The sequence below is a fragment of the Marinomonas sp. BSi20584 genome, from assembly GCF_002792415.1.
GTDB lineage: Bacteria > Pseudomonadota > Gammaproteobacteria > Pseudomonadales > Marinomonadaceae > Marinomonas > Marinomonas polaris.
The window spans coordinates 44,714-65,028 of record NZ_KZ454880.1; the positions used below are offsets into that span (position 1 = coordinate 44,714).

Below are 20,315 nucleotides of genomic sequence, written 5' to 3' on the forward strand. Positions count from 1 at the left end.
CTTTTGTATGTTGCTCATTAGCATCATAAAGGCAAAAAGAGAGATTAAAATAAGCGAAAGAAAGATGATTGGAAGCATCATCTTGATTCGAATTGAATGGACGCGCATATATAATCCTTTATCATTTTGTAAGTTATTTACAGTCTAGGAAAGGATGTTTGTAAGCGCAAAAAAATCATCAAATTTTGATCTAATCTTTTGTTTTATTAATGACTACTTATTTTGTACTTAATAAAAGTTGGACGTTCAAAAAAGATGAGAGAGCTAGATCGCTCACCTTTTTTGAACGGGTTATTGAATTATTGATTATTTTATCGCTTGTGTAATCCAAGGTTGAGAGATTACTTGAGATGGTTGGCGTTGCATGATGATTTCGCCATGACGAACAGACAATAACACCTCTCCTTGCTGACGCAGGACACTGTAGTCATCATGTCCTTCCAGTAAAATAAAGTTAGCCGCGTTGCCCACTTCTATCCCATATCCCTGCAAACACATAGTGCGAGCACTGTTGTCGGTGATCATATCTAGAGCGCTGGCGTAGTCTTGGTAACCCATCATTTGGCAGATGTGCATGGCGTAATCCAATGTGCGCAGTAGCTTGCCATTCCCGAGTGAGTACCAAGGGTCGAAGATTGAGTCCTGACCCAAACAGATGTTGATGTTGGCTTCTCGAAGCTCTTTGACTCTCGTCACTCCGCGACGCTTAGGGTAAGTGTCAAAACGACCTTGTAAGTGAATGCTTTCGGTTGGGCAGGATATAAAGTTAATGCCGGAGTTCTTTAATAGACGAAACAGTTTTGAGCAATAGGCGTTGTCATAAGAATGCATGGCTGTGGTGTGGCTTGCAGTTACTTTAGATCCCATGTCATGAAATAAAGCTTCACAGGCAAGAAATTCTAAGAAACGAGAATTTGGATCATCGATTTCGTCACAATGAACATCCACTAATCGGTCGTATTTTTTTGCTAGCTCTATTATTAATTTGACGGATTTTTCACCCAATTCACGTGTGTATTCAAAGTGTGGAATTCCGCCGACCACATCAGCGCCAATTTCCAAGGCTTCTTCCATCAGCTTTAAGCCATTTGGATAAGACAGCATGCCGTCTTGCGGAAAGGCAACTACTTGTAAATCGATTTTGTCTTTTAGCTCATCGCGAAGAGCACAAAGTGTGCGAACGCCGATTAAAGTCGGGTCTGTTGTATCCGCATGAGTTCGAATTGCTTGTACACCGTTTTGCACCAGTAGTTCTATTGTGGACAATGCACGACGGCGGATGTCGGCTTCATTTAACATTGGCTTGCGCTGACTCCAGCGCTCAATGCCTTCGAAAAGTGTACCGCTTTGATTCCATTCGGGTTCGCCTGCCGTTAAGGCTGCATCAAGGTGAATATGTGGCTCGACAAAAGGCGCACAAACTAATTTACCGTTGGCATCAATTGCATTGTCAGTTGCTGCTAACGTGCTTTCTTGTGCTTCAATTTTACTGAAACGTCCTTCGTCAATGTGGATGGAAAATAGTTCTGGACGTTGGCGTAAACGGGCGTTGATAACATGCATAAAAAACCTCAATCGTGGTGCAGAGCAGGCGTGCTAGCCTGTTCTTCAATGTTGTGATGGTGAAATAATACTTGTTCAATAAGTAGTGCATTTTGTAAATTGAGTCGTAAAAATGGGTCTTGTAGAGAGTAGCCTAAACGTTGTTCTATTTTATTAAGGCGATAATTTAGTGTATTTCTGTGGACACTCATTGCGTCGGCTGTTTGTTGCAAATGCCCAAAGTGGTTGAAGTAGTGATTTAGTGTGCTTTTCATTTCAAGAGTTGCATCGTCACGAGCAAAGCATAATTCGCCTAAATGTTGCTTGCAAAAATCTGCTAGTAGACCGCGATTTGGAATGGCTGCATATAAACGAGCAATGCCTAGCTGTTCGTAGAAAAAAATACGCTGGTGCTGATGTTTGATTGCGAATTGTAATGCTTGCCGAGCTTGTTCTGTTGCTTCGGCTAACTTATCTAAGCCTGTTTTACGTTCGCTCACACCAATACATAGCACGAGTTGTGGAAAGCGCTTTTGCAACAAGCTTAGTACTTGCTCCAATTCATCATAAAGCTCAGAGGTATCGTTTTCAGTGACAGGCCAAATAGCCAGTAGGTCTTTTTCATAATTTAGAACCGGCCAGTCAATTTGTCTGCGTTTTAAAATGCTGCCTAGGTGTTGTTCTAGTTCATGGTTGAAGTGGAGTAACTGATAATTCGGGTCGTCTGTTTTGGGATTAATATGACTAATTCTTAATGCCAATGTTGCAAAAGGGCAGTTGTCACTGATGCCTAAATCCCCAGCGCGTAAATGGATTAACTCTGGTGCTTGATCAAACCCATTTATTAACTTGGTCAAAAATAGCCGAACTGACTTCCCTAGTAGGTTGTCTTGAACAATAGCATTACTGATGACTTCTGTAACCAGCACCATTTTTAGACTATAAGGCTGTTCTAATATGGGAAGCTGATGCTGATTCACAAGCTCCAATACACTGTTAGGAATTTGCTGGATAAATTCTGGACCAGTCAAAATAACCAGTCCAGCGACATTGCTATTTACCGCTTCTTTTACCATCTGGCAGAGATTTCTTTCAGTGCGGCGGTGGTTAATTCCGGTCACAAAAACCAGTTCACCGCCACTTACCCAAGGTTGAATCGAATCATTTTCTGCTACATAAGGCCAACGAACAATGCGTTGGCCGCCAGTTAAACCGGCTCGAAAGATAATGCTTTCGAGGCCGGGTAAACGAGGTATGTCTACGCAACAAATACTCATTGATTTCCTAATACGGTTACTGCTTGTCTATGGGATAGAAAAGATAATATGCCATAAGTAACAATTGCCACAAAGACCCCAATAATAGGTGGCATCACCGGAGACGCATAGGCTGCAGCAGACGCAATGACATAAGAGCCAAGTCCAATCCAATTAAAAGCGGGTAGCTTAGCATTGGCTAGCAATGGGTATTGGCCTTTATGGCGCAACAAAAAGTCAGCCATGATTACACCACCAATAGGCGGAATAAATGTTCCCAACAAAACCAGAAAAGGAATGAGGAAGTTGTACATTCCAAACACCGCCATGACTGTGCCAATGGCTGCGCCAGCGACGGTCACAATTCGACGTTTATCAGTTCGAAGAAGGTTACAACCTGCGACGGCAAAGTTGTAAATAGTGTTGTCTTGAGTTGTCCAAATATTGAGAAACAACATAAGTACAGCCAGCACCATAAAACCTTGCGCTAGCATGACGTCGACAATGTCGGCTTGTTGATAAATTAACGTACCAAGCGCACCAGTTAATACCATCAAACCATTGCCTATAAAGAATGCCCCCATAGTTGCCCAAACAGCGACTTTTCCGCTATTAGCAAAGCGACTCCAATTCGTTGCCTGAGTCGCACCGCTAACGAAAGTACCAATAACTATGGTGATGGCAGCGGTGAAACTCAAACTTTGTGTTGGCTCAATGTCAAACAAGGCGGATATACCACCAACATCGACTAATCCTGTGTAAAGGCTAATTAAAATAAAAACGAGCATGGCAGGAACAGCTACTCTGGATAAAATATCCATGCCTCGAAAACCAATCATGGCGGTAATACAAAAAGCCATGCCGAAGATAATCATTAGGGGCGTTTGCCATGCTTCTGGTATGTCCGTAATTTTGACTAACACAATAGCAAGCGTTGCTGTTCCCCATGCGTACCAGCCAATTTGAGTGAAGCCAAGGATGAAGTCTGCCAACTTGCTGCCAATTTCACCAAAGCAAAACCTCCCCATTAGTACGCTGTTTAGGCCACTTTTATAGGCAATGAATGCTAAACAAGAAGCATAAAGGCCAAGAAGCAAATTACCGATTAGAATAACGAAGAGCAATTCTGAAAATGAAAACGCCGTTCCTAATGTACCCCCGGCCCACATGGTTGCGGTGAAAAAGGTGAACCCAAGCAGAATCACTGCCATGGGGAGTAGCCCTCGGCGTTTATTTTGAGGTACTTCAATTAATGGATAATCTGATTGCGTCATAGTCGTTTCCCATGATGATTAAGTCAAAGTCGCTTATTTTTGGTTTCCTTCGGTATATAAGCAACTTGCGAACCAGTTTTGGATTAATACTATTTCTCTGATGAGTTTATGGCGAGATGACTAAGAATAGTAATAAATGATTAGGCACTTTATACAATTCCTGATTTTACTGAGCCTTAAATGCATATCTTCTTCTATGTTGAGTGCACTATTTAATAGCAATGAAATAGTAGGGTGGCTGGCTTAGGCTATTATCTTCTTAGTTTTTATTTATTAGTTACTCACTCTTTTTAAGTTTATAACTATAGTTAATGAAGCGTTATTGAAAAATAAAATGTTCTAAGCAGCAAGCAGGAGAGACCGCTATGTCTAAAGAAAAAATGTCAAACGAAGGTAAGTGTCCTTTTAATCATGGTGCCGCAGGTGCAAATCAATCATCGGGCCGCGGTACGTCAAACAAAGACTGGTGGCCGAACCAGTTGAACTTAAATATTCTTCATCAGCATTCACCGAAATCTAACCCGATGGGTGAAGATTTTGATTATGCCAAAGAGTTTAATAGCTTGGATCTTGAAGCGCTTCGCCAAGATTTGTTCGCCCTGATGACAGACTCTCAAGATTGGTGGCCTGCCGATTACGGTCATTATGGTCCATTTTTCATCCGTATGGCTTGGCATAGTGCGGGTACTTATCGTACTGCAGATGGCCGTGGCGGCGCGATGTCAGGTACTCAACGTTTCGCACCATTAAACAGCTGGCCAGATAACGTTAACTTAGACAAGGCACGTCGATTGCTTTGGCCTATTAAACAAAAATACGGCAGTAAGATCTCTTGGGCAGATTTGATGATCTTAACAGGTAACTGTGCATTGGAATCCATGGGATTCAAAACTTTTGGTTTTGCTGGTGGTCGTGTTGACGTATGGCAACCAGAAGAAGACATTTATTGGGGAACTGAGAAAACTTGGCTAGATGATGCGCCACGTTACTCTGGCGACCGTGAATTGGAAGATCCGTTGGCTGCCGTACAAATGGGCCTAATTTATGTTAATCCAGAAGGGCCAGAAGGTAAGCCTGATACGCTGGCTTCAGCTCGCGATATTCGCGATACCTTTGAACGTATGGCGATGAATGACGAAGAAACCGTAGCCTTGATTGCTGGTGGTCATACTTTTGGTAAAGCCCATGGCGCTGGTGATGCCGCTCAAGTTGGCGTTGATCCAGAAGCGGCTGGTATGGCCGAACAAGGTTTTGGCTGGAGCAATAGTATGGGCACGGGCAAAGGTGTCGACACTATTTCTAGTGGTCTTGAAGGCGCTTGGACGAAAAGCCCAATAGCTTGGGACAATGGTTACTTCGAAAACTTATTTGAATACGATTGGGAATTGACTAAGAGCCCAGCAGGCGCTTGGCAATGGACTCCTAAAGATGGTGCGGCAGCTAATTCTGTTCCAGATGCTCATGACTCATCTAAACGCCATGCGCCAATTATGTTTACATCGGATTTAGCATTGCGTGATGATCCGATATACGCATCGATTTCTAAACGTTTTTATGAGAATCCAGATCAACTTGCCGATGCGTTTGCTCGTGCTTGGTACAAATTGACTCACCGTGACATGGGGCCAGTTGCTCGTTATCTTGGGCCATTGGTACCAAAAGAAGAGTTAGTATGGCAGGATCCGATTCCAGCGGTGACTTACGTAACCGTGAATGATCAAGATATTGTCGATCTTAAAGCAAAAGTTCAGGCTTCTGGTTTGACGGTTGCACAGCTTGTATCGACTGCTTGGGCTTCTGCATCTACCTACCGTGGCTCAGACATGCGTGGTGGTGCAAATGGTGCTCGTATTCGTTTAGCACCACAAAAAGATTGGGCCGTAAATCAGCCAGAGCAACTGGCTAAAGTATTGTCTGTTTTAGAAGGCATTCAAGCGGAGTTTAATGGCAAAGATGTTACTAAACAGGTTTCCCTTGCTGACTTGATCGTTTTAGCTGGTTCGGTAGGCGTTGAGCAAGCTGCAAAAGCAGCAGGTCATGATGTGACTGTGCCATTTACTCCAGGCCGTGCGGATGCGTCTCAAGAGCAAACAGATGTGGACTCTTTTGCTTTCCTTGAGCCAGCTGCGGATGGTTTCCGTAACTACTTGAAAGGCAAGTTTACTGTTTCTGCCGAAGAAATGTTGGTAGATAGAGCGCAATTGTTAACGCTTTCTGCACCAGAAATGACGGTATTGTTAGGTGGTTTGCGAGTATTGAACGCCAACTTTGATCAATCTCAGCATGGTGTTCTTACGACGCAGCCAGAAGTGTTAAGCAATGATTTCTTTGTGAATTTATTGGATATGGGAACCAAATGGTTTGCTACTTCTGAAGAAGAGGAAGAGTTCCAAGGTCGTGACCGTACAACTGGTAAGATCAAATGGACAGCAACACGTGCGGACTTAGTATTTGGTTCTAATTCTCAGCTTCGTGCTATTGCAGAAGTCTATGCATGCTCTGATTCACAAGAACGTTTTGTGAAAGACTTTATTGCTGCATGGACCAAGGTAATGGAATTGGATCGATTCGATCTAGCGTGATTTCCTAGCGTTGCCAACACCCACCCCCGCTTCCGTGAGGAACGCGGGGTTTTTTTATATGAATAATTATCGATTGTCTGCTAAAACTTTAGTTGCTACAAAAAACAACTGTTTAAAGGTGGTGATTAATAAGCGGCTGTTATAAATTCACCGGAAGTCGTTATTTTTAAATAATTTGATGCTATTAAGTTTAGTATTGAATTTGCATGGAAGCGGTAACGCTGTTTTAATTTTATTAAATAGGTAGTGAAAAAATGAAGGTCTCCCATAAGGTTGTCTTGTGTGCATCCGTCGTTGTTGTTTTAGCATTCTCATTGTATTCATGGTTGCAATACAGCAGCCTTAGAAGTGCATTGTTTGAGAAAACAACAACCAGCACTCAAGAAAGTAGTAAAGCATTAGCTTTACAGGTTAATAATTGGCTTAAAAACAAAATGGATTTGATTGAAGTCATTTCGCAAACGGTTGATGCGGATTTTAGTACAGAAACCATTCAAAAAGCCTTTGATTTACCTATTTATAAAGATGAATTTATTTTGCTATTTGGTGGCTTAGATATTAACGGTAGCCGGATCACCAATGACCCTAATTGGAATCCACCAGGTTGGGATGCACGTAAACGTCCTTGGTATGATATGGGCAAGCAGCATAAGCAAGCGGCATTAACAGAGCCGTATGTCTCTACTGAAGGCGATATTCTGATTTCTGTGATTGCAGATTTTTCTGATCATGGTCAGTTTAAAGGCAGCTTTGGTGGTGATTTAAGCCTTAAAACTGTCTCCGAGGCTGTCAATGCTTTGAATTTTAATAATACCGGTTATGCGTTCTTATTAAGTAAAAATGGAAATATAATCAGTCACCCAAATGCCGATTTAAACGGTAAATCTGTCTTTAATTTGCTTCAAGGTGGTGTGCCAGAGCTAAGTAAAGACCTGGTTGAAAAACAGTTGGCTGATGGTACTCAGGTATATGTATCTTTTAGCCCATTGCCTAATTTATACGGTTCAGATTGGTATGTTGGCGTGGTGTTGGATGAAGATAAATTGTTCGCCAGTGTCCGAGAATTTGGTTGGGTCGCTTTTTGGGGAACGTTAATTGCAGCCTTACTTGTTTCTATTGTGCTGTATTTTGTCGTGACAGGTTTGCTACAACCACTTCGTGCTTTGCATGAATCGCTAAAAGATATCAATGGCGGAGAAGGTGATTTAACCAAACGTCTTGCGATTACCAGTGACGATGAATTTGGTCATGTATCGGGTGAATTTAATAAGTTTATTGATTATTTACAGCGATTAATTGGCGAAGTGAAAAGTCAATCTCGCCATATACGTGAGAATACTGATAAGACGGCAGCATCTTCTGTAGAGTCCTCTAAGCAGTTGTATACGCAGCTTAATGAATTGGATCAGCTAGCTACTGCGATGCATGAAATGTCAGCGACTGCGCATGATGTGGCAGACAATGCTCAAACAGCAGCAAGCCGAGCGAATCAAGCTGATAATGCAGCAAAAGAAGGTGAGGCTATTGTTGATCGCACGACCACTTCGATTGCTGAATTGACTCATAAAATGGGCGATGTAGTTACTACCATTAATGATTTAGTGAAATACAGCGATAATATAGAATCGATTCTTACCGTTATCACCGACATTGCCGACCAGACTAATTTATTAGCCTTGAACGCTGCTATTGAAGCGGCAAGAGCGGGTGAGCAAGGCCGAGGTTTTGCTGTTGTTGCCGATGAAGTTCGAACATTAGCGTCAAAAACTCAAGAGTCGACGGAACAAATTAAGAAGATGATTCAGCAGTTGCAAACTGGCGTAAGAGGAGCAGAAAAAGCTATTCTTGAAAGCAGAGAGGGCGCCAACGTAACGCAACAAATTGCCGATAAAGCCAAGCAATCTTTGGAAGCGATTCGTTTAAGTATTAATGAAATTAATGATATGACAGTGCAGATTGCTGCCGCAGCAGAAGAGCAAAGTGCAACATCCAATGAAATTAACCGCAATACTACGAATATTCGTGATATTAGCCAGTCAGTTTCGGATGCGGCACAAGGTCAATCTGTGCTTTGTGAAACTATGGTTGAAATTACCGTAGAACAAGCGAGATCATTAGATAAATTTAAAGTGTAGATTTTTCTAAGCTTTATAAAAGCGAGCTAGGCTTTTGAGTCTGGTTCGCTTTTTTTTGTTCTATTGGTTAACAAAAAAGCATCAGGCAGAATCAATACAAAAAATATCACCATCACTTTTTTTTCATATAATTCGTGTATGCTGACTTTTTTAAAAAGAAGTTGCGTCTATGAAGTTTGAAGGTTTAAAAGCAATTGCGGTAGTTGATGGAGTAAAAGGTGTGCTGGCTTTGTGCTTGGCGCTGAGTGTCAATTCAATCGCTAAGCAAGATCTTCATCAGCTTGCCGCTCAGGTAATGCAAAACTGGCCAATTTCACCAAACAATTATTATGTTAATTTGCTGTTAACCTTTGTCGAGAAAGCCACTCAGCAAGATCATATATTAGTTATCTCTATTTCTCTGATGTATGCCTGCTTTCGCTTTGTTATAGCGTATGGTTTATGGCATAAACTACGCTGGACGGAATGGTTCGCTTTCATCAGTGGTTCACTTTATATTCCCTTTGAGCTCTATGCTATTTACCAAACCCCCAACTTAGTTAACTTTTCAGTACTCTTGTTTAACTTGATGGTTGTTGCTTACTTGTATTGGGTACTTAAGCGTGGTGAAAAAGCGCTATTGATGACCACCAAATAGGAGAGATTTAAGTTTTATGAATATTCGTCCCTACGAAGAAAAAGACAGAAAAGTAGTGATTGCTCTATGGAATCAATGTGGTTTGCTTGCTCCTCAGAATGATCCGCATAAGGACATCGACCGAAAACTGAAAGTGGATGCCGATTTGTTTCTCGTTGGAGTTGTCGGCAGTGATGTGGTTGCCACAGTAATGGGAGGTTATGAAGGTCATCGTGGCTGGATTAATTATTTGGCAGTTAGCCCAGATCATCAAAGAAAAGGTTACGGGCAAGCGATTATGAAAGCGGTTGAAGGATTAATTATGGCCAAAGGTTGTCCTAAAATTAATCTGCAAGTCCGTAATACGAATCAAGCTGTAATCGCATTTTACAATGCGATTGGTTATGGTCAGGATCAGGTTGTTAGTTTAGGCAAGCGCTTAGAACACGATAACTAATGTTTCCATTCTATTTGTTTGGTATCGCCCATCTTACCGTCGCTGTTTAGTCGATATGCCAAAGCGACGAGTAGGGTTTGAGCCAATGTCATAGAGGAGGTGAGGGAGCGAAATCCCAATACTTCTGCTTCTTTTATATCAAAACAAATGTCTGAAAGTGCCGCCAATGGGCTGATTTTACTATCGGTAATGGCAATGACTTGAGCACCTGCTTTAAAGGCATATTCGCTGACATTCACTGTTTCTTTGGCATAAGGACTGAATGCCGTTGCTATGATAACGTCGTTTTCACGAATATTACTGGCTTGCTCTATTAGCATACCGCCACCGCCATCAATAAGGTGAGTCGTTTTATTTAGGTGCCTCAAGCTGTATGCAAAATAGCTCGAAATAGGAAATGCACGACGTAAACCAATGAGATAAATATTTTGTGCATTTTCGAGTAGATCGACCGCTTTGTTGAGCATCTCTTGAGAAAAATGATGGTTCATGTGATTCATAGAAAACGCATTACTGCTGCTGAACTCTTCTAGAATATGCGATGCATCAATCGTGGTATTGACAGTGCTTTTGCTTAACTTTACACGTTCGCTGTAGCTGGATGTTTGTTCAACGAGCGCTTGTCGAAACAGGTTCTGCATTTCGCTAAAGCCATTGTATTCAAAAGCAGCCGCAAAACGAACCAATGTCGAAGGAGGAACATCACATTGTTCAGCAAGACTAGCTACAGTTTCTAGGGCAACAGTATTGGGATGTTCTAATATAAAACGCGCCACTTGTTGTAAGCGTTTACTTAAGTCGTCATAGTTTCGACTAATGGCTTGTTGTAGTTGGTCAAGAGTAGTTGGCGCGCCCAAAAAGTGGCTCCTAAGTTGTCATAAAACTATCGGTAGAAAGACGAATATTATAGCGATTTTTTATTATAAATACTTGCTGAGAGGTGATGCTGAGGTCGTTCATGACCTCAGCTTTTATTAATAAATTGAATTAACGGAATTCCCCCGCGTATTTTTCAACAAGTGCGATGTTGTCTTTGGTGATGAAACCAGGACCAGAGTTCACGTCGTTACTTGGAATCAAACCGTAACGAGTGTAAAGCGTCAAGAAGCTGATAGGTAAGTAACCTTGTAAGTAGGGTTGTTGGTCGATAGCAAAGTTAATTCGACCATCTTTAATGGCAGCCGAAATTTCCCCGCTTAAATCAAAAGTACCGAAGTAAATGTCTTTAAGATTGCGGTTTTTTTCCAACGCTCGCAAAGTCGGATGAGCTGAGGTTGGCCCTAAGGTTAAGATCGCTTCAGTATTTGGGTTCTTACGAAGGTAAGCAGATACTTTGGTTTCTACATCGGTCGGATCCGATCCAGAGTCAATCATCTGACTACCAAGTTCAATACCTAAACCTTTGGCAAAGCCCATGCAGCGCTCTACAGACGCTGGGTTGGTAATATAGTGGTTAACACATAAGAAGGATTTCACTCCTTGCTTCTTCGCACGCTCGCCAGCACCAAAACCTGCTGCAAATTCAGGTTGTCCAACATGCAATAACGCACCTAATGCTTTGGATTGTTCTTGTGTTCCAGAGTTCATGGTAATGAATGGAATACCTTTTTTAGAGGCTTTTTCTAATGGTCCTTCTAATGTATCAAAGTCAGCAATAGAAAGCACAATGCCATCAGGGTTAGTGGCCACTGCTTGTTCTACGATTCGTGCCATATCGGCTAAATCGCCGGTTGGTGGGTTACGGTATTCTACGGTGACATTCATATCGGAAGCGGCTTGTTTTACCGCGTTCTTAATCACGTTCCACCATGAGTCAGAATCTGGTGCGTGGGAAATGAACACATAACGTTCACCTTCAGCGTGTGCCGCGGTGGACATTGACATAACGCCTAAGGTCGCAGCACCTGCGACTAATATGGCTGTACTTTTCTTCAGAAAGTTTTTCATTACCACTATCTCCGTTTCGTTTAATTATTTTTGTTATTACTTATTTTTGGATTTAGCAAACACAACTTCTGATCTATTTTTAATCAGAATTGAAGTGATACTAGAATGAATATTTCATAATTGCAATATTTTGAAATTTTTTATTCTGGAATGGTGGTTTTCTTATATTTATTTGTTTTTAAAGACTTTATTGTTGTTTTTTGACAGTTTATCTAGGTTTTTAAGGCATATTTTTTTGTATTTAATGTAAATTTTTATTTTGCCTATTGAATAAAATGAAACAAATATTCTATTATGATTCTATTGTTGAAATGAAAAGACATTAAGCTCTATCGTGTTACTGAGTGCGCTATAAAAAGCAACTTGTGCGAGAGTCAGAGGCGTAACGAGTTGTTAGGCAAATACGACAGTTCACTAGTACACGGTTAGAAATCACAAAAAATAAATATAAAAAAGTAAGGTGTGACGCTATGACTGATCAAGCTCAATCGGTTGATTTATCTAAAATGGCAGAAGATAACTCAACAGAAGGAAAATCGGCTGGAGATGAAAGGGTTCGTAAGGTTCCTGCTTGGAAACGACTGCTACATCGGCCTGAATTTGGGGCGATTTCTGGCGCTGTGTTGGTCTTTGTTTTCTTTTTTATCACCGCTGGAGACTCCGGCATGTTTGCCTCAGATGGCATCATGAACTGGACAACCGTATCAGCACAACTAGGCTTGATTGCTATCAGTGCCTGTCTATTGATGATTGCGGGTGAGTTCGATTTGTCGATTGGTTCGATGATTGGTTTCGCTGGCATGATGATGACGATCCCCGCAGTTTATTGGGGCTGGCCTATCTGGGGGGCTATCCTCTTTGCTTTTGCTGGGGCATTGTTTATCGGTTTTTTGAATGGCTATATTGTTGTTAAAACTGGTTTGCCTTCCTTTATTGTTAGTCTTGCTTTCCTTTTCATGTTGCGTGGTTTGACCATTGCTCTGTCTATTCTATTCACTAATCGCACCATAGTTGGTGGTATCGACAAATACGCTGATGGAGATTGGCTCGCAGCCTTGTTTGGTGGAGTGATAGGCAAAAGCCTTTTTGTCTGGTTTGCCAACATTGGCTTGATTAGTTCTTATGACGATGGCACCCCAGTGGTTGAAGGTATTCCTATGGTGATTGTTTGGTGTGTATTCCTAGCAGTCGTTGCAAGTTGGGTTCTATTACGTACGAAATACGGCAACTGGATTTTTGCCACCGGTGGCGATGATAAAGCCGCTCGTAACGTCGGTGTACCAGTTGATAAAGTTAAAATTTCTTTGTTTATGTTTACTGCATTCACCGCTACGGTTTACGCGGCTTGTCAGGTATTTGAGTTTGGTTCCGCATCCGCTGACCGAGGCGTCTTAAAAGAGTTTGAAGCCATTATTGCAGTGGTCATCGGCGGTGCGTTACTGACCGGTGGGTATGGCTCGGTGATTGGTGCGTGTTTTGGTGCCTTGATCTTTGGTGTCGTGCAAATGGGCATATTCTTCACAGGTATCGATTCAGATTGGTTCCGTGTGTTTTTAGGTGCCATGTTGTTAATCGCGGTTTTGTTCAATAACTACATTCGTAAAAAGGTGACAGAGGCCCGACATTAGTGGCGAGCCCAGATTCGAGTTTACTTTTTAGAAAAAGAATTTAGGAGAACAAAATGAGCGAATTTATTATTGAATTGAAAAAAGTGAGCCGCTACTTCGGTTCGGTTATTGCTATTAAAGACATCGATATGAAGGTAAAGCTGGGCGAAGTTCACTGTTTGTTAGGTGATAACGGCGCTGGTAAATCCACCTTGATAAAAACCCTAGCAGGCGTTCACGCGCCAAGCGATGGGCAGTATTTGTTAGAAGGCAAACCGGTGGTTTTTAACTCGCCAGTCGAAGCTCTTGATGCGGGCATTGCCACGGTTTATCAAGATCTGGCATTAGTGCCTTTAATGAGTGTGACACGTAACTTTTTTATGGGACGTGAGATTACCAAAGGGCGTGGAATTTTTAAGCGTTTTGATATTGAAACCGCTAACCAAATTGCTCAAAAAGGCATGGCCGAAATGGGCATTAATGTCCGTGATCCTTCCCAAGCTATCGGCACAATGTCAGGCGGTGAAAGACAGTGTTTGGCAATTGCCCGAGCGATTCATTTTGGTGCCAAGGTATTGATACTTGATGAACCAACCGCTGCACTTGGTGTGAAGCAATCTGCCAATGTTTTAAAAGTCGTTGCGAAAGCCAAAGCCCGAGGCTTGGCGGTGATTCTGATTACTCATAACGTTCATCACGCTTATCCGATTGCCGATCGTTTCACTTTATTGAATCGTGGTCAGAGTCTAGGTTCCTTTATGAAATCCGAAGTTAGCCGTGAAGATGTATTGGAAATGATGGCTGGCGGTCAGGAGCTAGATGAACTTACTGCTGAGTTAGAAGAATTTAGTCGCTTGGATGCTACCGCATAAGGAACGACATCATGACAAATAAACAAATGCGTGTTGGTTTGGTTGGCTCTGGATACATGGGCAAAGCTCATGCGATTGCTTACCGAAATGCGATGGCGGCTTTTGCCATTCCCCAGGGTCAATTGCACTGTGAAATGTTAGCCGATGCAACGCCTGAGTTAGCTAAAACGAAAGCCTTGGAATTAGGTTTTAACCGCTCAACAGGTGATTGGAAAAGCTTAATTAACGACGCTGATATTGATGTGGTTGATATATGCGCGCCGAATTTTTTGCATAAAGAAATTGCTCTCGCTGCCATTGCCGCAGGCAAGCATGTTTACAGTGAAAAACCCTTAGCGCTAAACGCTGATGATGCCAAAGAAATGACTGAGGCGGCAGAAAAGGCTGGAGTGAAAACACTGGTTGGCTTTAATTATATTAAGAATCCAACTGTGCAATTTGCCAAGCAATTAATCGCTCGTGGTGATATCGGTGATGTGGTGCATTTTCGTGGTGTGTTTAATGAAGATTATCTTGCTGACGCGAACTTACCGTTTAGTTGGCGTTTACAAAAGCAATTTGTGGGAACGGGAGCGCTGAATGACTTAGCCTCACACCTTGTGCAATTGGCCATTCATCTTGTCGCACCGATCACGTCATTGTGTGCCGATTTAAAAATTGTTCATCAACAACGTCCATTGTCTCAAACGTCAGATGATTTGAAATCGGGTGTTGGCGAAGTCGAAAACGAAGACCAAGCTCATATGATGGTGCGCTTTGCCAATGGTGCTCAAGGTACATTAGAAGCATCACGCATCGCGTGGGGCCGCAAAAATGGTTTGTCGTTCGAAATTACAGGAACCAAAGGAAGTTTAATCTTCGACCAAGAAACCTTGTCAGAATTGTCTTTGTATATTGCTGAAGGTAATCCTCAAACCCAAGGTTTTAAACGTATTTTAGTGGGGCCGGAGCATCCTGATTATCAAGCTTTTTGTGTGTCAGCGGGTCATGGATTGGGCTTCAATGATATGAAAGCAGTTGAAATTCGAGACTTGTTCCAAGGTGTTGTTAACAACGCTCCTTTGTGGCCAGATTTTCGAGCCGCGACTCAGGTAAATATCATTCTCGACAGCGTGGTGGAATCCGTTGATAAAAGAGCGTGGGTCGAGGTGGAGCAATACGATGGGGATCACAGATGAATAATAAAAATTTGGATGTTATTTGCTTAGGGCGCGCTGCGGTTGACCTATATTCGGAACAAATAGGCGCGCCATTAGAAGACGTGAGTAGTTTTAAAAAATACCTTGGAGGTTCGTCTTGTAATATCGCCTTTGGAACCTCTCGAATGGGATTGAAGTCTGCCATGCTAACCCGCGTTGGTGATGAACACATGGGGCGTTTTGTGCGCCAAGAGCTCGCGCGAGCTGGTGTGGATGTCTCTCATGTGGTGACGGACAAAGAGCGCTTAACCGGCTTGGTGTTGCTTGGTATCAAAGACAAAGATACGTTTCCATTGATCTTTTATCGTGAAAACTGCGCGGACATGGCAATCAGTGAAGGCGATTTTGATGAAGCCTACATTGCTTCTGCAAAAGCCTTGCTGATTACCGGAACGCATTTTTCTACCAAAGGCACAGATCAAGCCGCTAGAGCAGCCATCAAATACGCCAAAGCTAATAATACAAAAGTGGTGGTCGACATCGATTATCGACCTGTATTGTGGGGTTTGACAGGGAAAGGCGAGGGCGAAAACCGTTTTGTATCGAATGACTCTGTCACCCAGCATTTGCTGTCAATTATGCCTTTGTGCGATTTGGTAGTAGGAACCGAAGAAGAGTTTCATATTGCTGGTGGCTGTGAAGATACCATTGAATGTTTAAAACGTATTCGCAAAGTGTCATCCGCTGAATTTGTGGTGAAGCGCGGTGCCTTGGGATGTTCTGTTTTTAAAGCAGAGATTCCTGAAACCTTGGACGAAGGCATTACTCGTTACGGTGTCACTGTCGATGTGCTGAATGTGCTGGGTGCTGGCGATGCCTTTATGAGTGGTTATTTACGTGGCTGGATTCCTGGCGAATCGACAGAAAATGCTTGTGACTATGCCAATGCTTGCGGAGCGATTGTGGTTTCTCGTCATGGCTGTTCACCTGCTATGCCAAGCCTTGAAGAACTGGATTATTACTTGGCTAATCGCAATGACATTCCAAGACCAGACCTTGATCCAGTGTTGAACTATTTGCATCGTGTCACGACTCAGCGAATGTTGCGTGAAGATCCAACAAAAGAATGGCAAGACATGTGTATTTTAGCTTTCGATCATCGACGTCAATTTGTCGATATGTGCCGTGAAGCGGGTGCGCCTTTGTCACAAATATCGAAAGCAAAGAAATTGATTCTACAGGCGGCTTATCAAGGGGCTTCTGTTTTAGAAGGTAAAGTCGGTGGCACGGGAATTTTGGCTGATGGCACTTTTGCCCAAGACGTTTTGAATGACATTACCGGCAAAGATTTTTGGATCGCTCGACCTGTGGAATTACCCAGCAGCCGTCCGTTGCGCTTTGAATTAGGTAATAACGTAGGGCAAGCGATTGCAACATGGCCAGCCAATCATATTGTGAAATGCTTGGTGTTTTATCATCCAGATGATGAAGTTAGTTTGCGTAATGAGCAAGAGCAAAAGGTCATGGATCTGTATCGTGCTTGCTGCACAACTGGCCATGAGTTGTTGGTGGAGATTATCCCGCCTGTGGGATCGGAGGTAAAAGACGATACTTTGTCTCGCTCCATCGAACGTTTCTATAACTTAGGCGTATTTCCTGATTGGTGGAAACTGCCATCACCAAGTAAAGCCGCTTGGCAAAATATTAGCGACTTGATCAAGGCGCGAGCGCCGTATTGTCGCGGTGTCGTCTTGTTAGGCTTAGATGCGCCAGTGGATGCACTAAAAGCAGGCTTCGAAGCGGCCGCAGGACAAGACATTTGTAAGGGCTTTGCGATTGGTCGAACGCTATTCTCTGAACCGGTAAAAGCTTGGTTAAGAAAAGACATTGATGATGCCATGCTTGTTGAACGAGTGACACAAAACTACTTAGAAATGAGTGCATTGTGGCAGCAGAGAAATGACAGCCAGATGATGAAAAGGAAGGAGGCATAATGGACACAATACGTTTAACAATGGCGCAAGCCTTGGTCAAACATTTGCAGGCGCAATTTACTGTGGTGGATGGTGTGGAAGTGCCGTTGTTTGGTGGGGCTTGGGCGATTTTTGGTCATGGCAACGTGGCTGGGATGGGCGAAGCCTTGGCTCAAGTCAAAGACGAGTTCACGACCTTTCGAGCGCACAATGAACAAGGTATGGCATTAGCGGCTTGTGCCTACGCGAAGCAATATCGTCGTCAACGTATTATGGCCTGTACTTCATCCATTGGTCCGGGAGCCTTAAACATGGTGACGGCTGCTGGCATGGCGATGGCGAATCGTTTGCCTGTGCTGTTTTTACCAGGTGATGTTTTTGCTACGAGAACGCCAGATCCAGTACTGCAACAGGTCGAGCATTTTAATGATCCGACCCTGTCGGTGAACGATTGTTTTCGTCCTGTGTCGCGTTATTTTGACCGAATCAATCGACCAGAACAGCTGATTACCAGCTTGCCTGTTGCGATCAATACCATGTTAGATCCAGCGACTTGCGGACCTGCTACATTAGCATTGCCGCAAGACGTGCAAACCATGGCGTTTGATTATCCAGCTAGTTTCTTTGCGAAAAAAGTTCATAAACTTCGTCGTAATCGTGCCGATGTGGATCAGTTAGCGACAGCGGTTGCCGCGATCAAGCAGGCGAAAAAACCACTGATCTTGCTTGGTGGCGGTGTGCATTATAGCTTGGCACTTGAAGAGGCAACTGCCTTGATTGAGCAATGCCACATTCCCGCTTGTGAAACGCAAGCTGGCAAAGGCGCATTGCCTTGGGATCATGAATTTAATCTTGGTTCGGTAGGTGTAACTGGTTCTAGTGCTGCGAATGCTGCGGCACAAGAAGCGGATTTAATCATCGCTATTGGCACACGTTTGCAAGATTTTACCTCAGCGTCGCGTACCTTGTTTGCCAATCCAGATCACACTTTATTAAGCATCAACGTAACGTCTTTTGATGCAGAAAAACACAATGCCGTGCCCTTAATCGGCGATGCAAAAGTTACGCTGCAAGAGTTGTTGGCTGAGGTTGAAGGTTATCAAACGCCAGCGACTTGGAGCAAAAAAGTGAAAGCCTTGAATCTTGATTGGCTCACTGCAGTGGATCAAGTTACTGCCTTGCCAAAACAAGCAATCGATCATAACTATTTGCCAACCGATGCAAATGTGATTGGTGTGATTAATCGCGCAGCAAGCACCAACAGCACTTTAGTGCAAGCAGCGGGTGGTTTGCCTGGCGAATTGCACAAATTGTGGCGTACTTCGTCAGACCTTGGTTATCACGTGGAATACGGTTTTTCCTGTATGGGTTACGAGCTAGCGGGTGGCCTTGGCGTGAAAATGGCAACGCCTGAGCGTGAAGTGATTGTGATGGTGGGGGATGGTAGTTATTTGATGCTGAATTCTGAAATCGCCACGTCGGTGATGTTAGGTTTAAAGCTCATCATCGTTGTCTTGGATAACCGTGGTTACGCCTGTATCAATCGCTTGCAACAAGCCTGTGGCGGAGAGTCATTCAATAATTTATTGCAACACTGCCATACCGTAGAAGCAGGTGCACCAAAAACCGACTTTGCTGCTCATGCCAAAGCCTTAGGTGCAAATTCCGAACAAGTGTCTTGTCTTGCCGACTTAGAACAAGCTCTGACTCGAGCAAAAGCCAGCGATAAAACCTATGTGATCGCTATCGATACTGACCCAATACCAAGTACACAAGAAGGCGGTGCTTGGTGGGATGTGGCGGTACCTGAAGTGTCGAATCGTGAGCAAGTGGTCGATGCCGAGCGTCAGTACAAAATAGCCAAACAACAACAACCTTATTAATTTTAACTTTCATTTTTCAATAAGAAAATAGAACAGAGATCTTGGAGCAACTTCATGAACAGCACGAATAAAAATAATAATGCGACAACCGAATCAAAGATCAGAATTGGCATTAATCCCCTTACTTGGACCAATGATGATTTGCCATCGTTAGGTGCTGATACACCGTTAGAAGTTTGTTTGAGCGAAGCGCGTCAGGCAGGTTACAGCGGTATTGAGTTAGGCAATAAATTCCCCCGTAATGCCAGTGTGCTTGGACCAATCCTCAAGCAACACGACTTATCATTGGTATCCGGTTGGTACAGCGCACGTTTGTTAGAGCGTAGCGTGGAAGAAGAAATTGCCGCCATGCAGGATCATCTTAATCTACTAAAAGCCTTGGGTTCTAACGTCATGGTATTTGCCGAGGTGAGTGGTTGTGTTCATGGGGATCAATCAGTGCCTTTGTCACAACGTCCACGTATGACCCAAAGTCAGTGGGAGGAATACACAAAACGCATGACAACTGTCGCGGATTATATGGCATCGGAAGGTGTAAAAATGGCCTATCACCATCATATGGGAACCGTGATCGAAACAGTGGAAGAAGTCGATAAACTCATGCAGATGACAGGCGATAATGTGGGTTTATTGTTGGATACAGGCCACATAACCTTTGCTGGTGGCGATGCTTTGGCGATGGCGAAAAAACACGCCAAACGCATTGTACATGTGCACTGTAAAGACATTCGCCCGGCTGTTTTGAAAGACAATCTTAATCGCGACAGTGCATTTTTGAATGCGGTTCTGGATGGTGTTTATACCGTGCCCGGAGACGGTAGCATTGATTATTTCCCAATTTTTGAAGTACTGAAAGCCGCCGATTATCACGGCTGGATTGTGGTGGAGGCGGAGCAAGATCCAGCGATTGCCCATCCATTAACGTATGCGACAAAAGGCTACGAGTATTTGTCGGCGAATTTAGAAAAGGCCGGTTTTCATTTTTAATCTGGCACTTGTCATTCACGTACTTTAAGCGATAAGAAAGAAGAG

At 43.2% G+C, this 20,315-nt stretch carries 15 protein-coding genes; 10 read left to right on the forward strand and 5 right to left on the reverse strand.

Annotated elements, in window-relative coordinates:
- Nucleotides 1–306 precede the first annotated feature (306 nt).
- From codA to codB, 3 genes are read right to left on the reverse strand one after another with little or no spacing between them, the layout of a single operon-like run.
- Nucleotides 307–1,563 (reverse strand): cytosine deaminase, encoded by a 1,257-nt coding sequence (gene codA, locus TY87_RS12505; RefSeq protein WP_100187325.1) that lies wholly within the window; start codon nucleotides 1,561–1,563, stop codon nucleotides 307–309.
- 8 nt (nucleotides 1,564–1,571) lie between these two features.
- On the reverse strand, nucleotides 1,572–2,819 hold the full coding sequence (locus TY87_RS12510) for a PucR family transcriptional regulator (RefSeq protein ID WP_100187326.1): 1,248 nt from the start codon (nucleotides 2,817–2,819) through the stop codon (nucleotides 1,572–1,574).
- Entirely contained in the window at nucleotides 2,816–4,072 is a 1,257-nt protein-coding gene (codB, locus tag TY87_RS12515) for a cytosine permease (protein WP_100187327.1), read from the reverse strand. Before codB ends, TY87_RS12510 begins: the two co-directional genes overlap by 4 nt.
- A gap of 365 nt (nucleotides 4,073–4,437) precedes the next feature.
- Between codB and katG the strand changes: the two genes are divergently transcribed.
- The 4 genes from katG (at nucleotide 4,438) to TY87_RS12535 (ending at nucleotide 9,862) form a co-directional block, all read left to right on the forward strand.
- Nucleotides 4,438–6,654, forward strand: coding sequence for a catalase/peroxidase HPI (katG, locus tag TY87_RS12520; RefSeq protein WP_198432087.1), 2,217 nt, complete (start codon nucleotides 4,438–4,440; stop codon nucleotides 6,652–6,654).
- 254 nt (nucleotides 6,655–6,908) lie between these two features.
- On the forward strand, nucleotides 6,909–8,789 hold the full coding sequence (locus TY87_RS12525; protein WP_100187328.1) for a methyl-accepting chemotaxis protein: 1,881 nt from the start codon (nucleotides 6,909–6,911) through the stop codon (nucleotides 8,787–8,789).
- A gap of 169 nt (nucleotides 8,790–8,958) precedes the next feature.
- The gene (locus TY87_RS12530; RefSeq protein ID WP_100187329.1) at nucleotides 8,959–9,426 is read left to right on the forward strand and encodes a DUF2127 domain-containing protein; all 468 of its coding nucleotides are present in this window, start codon (nucleotides 8,959–8,961) and stop codon (nucleotides 9,424–9,426) included.
- Nucleotides 9,427–9,442: 16 nt separating this feature from the next.
- Nucleotides 9,443–9,862, forward strand: coding sequence for a GNAT family acetyltransferase (locus TY87_RS12535; protein ID WP_072837904.1), 420 nt, complete (start codon nucleotides 9,443–9,445; stop codon nucleotides 9,860–9,862).
- Here TY87_RS12535 and TY87_RS12540 read toward each other — a convergent pair.
- Both TY87_RS12540 and TY87_RS12545 read right to left on the reverse strand, forming a co-directional pair.
- Nucleotides 9,859–10,719 (reverse strand): MurR/RpiR family transcriptional regulator, encoded by an 861-nt coding sequence (locus tag TY87_RS12540; RefSeq protein ID WP_100187330.1) that lies wholly within the window; start codon nucleotides 10,717–10,719, stop codon nucleotides 9,859–9,861. The two genes, TY87_RS12535 and TY87_RS12540, sit on opposite strands and share 4 nt — an antisense overlap.
- Before the next feature lie 130 nt (nucleotides 10,720–10,849).
- Nucleotides 10,850–11,809 (reverse strand): sugar ABC transporter substrate-binding protein, encoded by a 960-nt coding sequence (locus tag TY87_RS12545; RefSeq protein ID WP_198432088.1) that lies wholly within the window; start codon nucleotides 11,807–11,809, stop codon nucleotides 10,850–10,852.
- Between the two features lie 470 nt (nucleotides 11,810–12,279).
- Between TY87_RS12545 and TY87_RS12550 the strand changes: the two genes are divergently transcribed.
- Genes TY87_RS12550 through iolE form a run of 6 tightly spaced genes read left to right on the forward strand, consistent with a single transcriptional unit; the run spans nucleotide 12,280 to nucleotide 20,270 of the window.
- Nucleotides 12,280–13,437: an ABC transporter permease gene (locus TY87_RS12550; RefSeq protein WP_232617130.1), complete on the forward strand. Its 1,158-nt coding sequence runs from the start codon at nucleotides 12,280–12,282 to the stop codon at nucleotides 13,435–13,437.
- A 53-nt stretch (nucleotides 13,438–13,490) separates the two neighbouring features.
- Nucleotides 13,491–14,288 (forward strand): ATP-binding cassette domain-containing protein, encoded by a 798-nt coding sequence (locus tag TY87_RS12555; RefSeq protein WP_072837906.1) that lies wholly within the window; start codon nucleotides 13,491–13,493, stop codon nucleotides 14,286–14,288.
- Nucleotides 14,289–14,299: 11 nt separating this feature from the next.
- A complete protein-coding gene (locus tag TY87_RS12560; RefSeq protein WP_100187331.1) occupies nucleotides 14,300–15,466 on the forward strand; it encodes a Gfo/Idh/MocA family protein in 1,167 nt (388 codons plus the stop codon).
- The gene (locus TY87_RS12565; RefSeq protein WP_100187332.1) at nucleotides 15,463–17,421 is read left to right on the forward strand and encodes a bifunctional 5-dehydro-2-deoxygluconokinase/5-dehydro-2-deoxyphosphogluconate aldolase; all 1,959 of its coding nucleotides are present in this window, start codon (nucleotides 15,463–15,465) and stop codon (nucleotides 17,419–17,421) included. The genes TY87_RS12560 and TY87_RS12565 overlap by 4 nt, the downstream gene beginning before the upstream one ends.
- Nucleotides 17,421–19,283 carry a 3D-(3,5/4)-trihydroxycyclohexane-1,2-dione acylhydrolase (decyclizing) gene (gene iolD / locus TY87_RS12570; RefSeq protein WP_072837909.1) on the forward strand — a complete coding sequence of 621 codons (1,863 nt, stop codon included), beginning with the start codon at nucleotides 17,421–17,423 and terminating at the stop codon, nucleotides 19,281–19,283. Before TY87_RS12565 ends, iolD begins: the two co-directional genes overlap by 1 nt.
- A gap of 54 nt (nucleotides 19,284–19,337) precedes the next feature.
- A complete protein-coding gene (gene iolE, locus TY87_RS12575) occupies nucleotides 19,338–20,270 on the forward strand; it encodes a myo-inosose-2 dehydratase (RefSeq protein WP_100187333.1) in 933 nt (310 codons plus the stop codon).
- Nucleotides 20,271–20,315 lie beyond the last annotated feature (45 nt).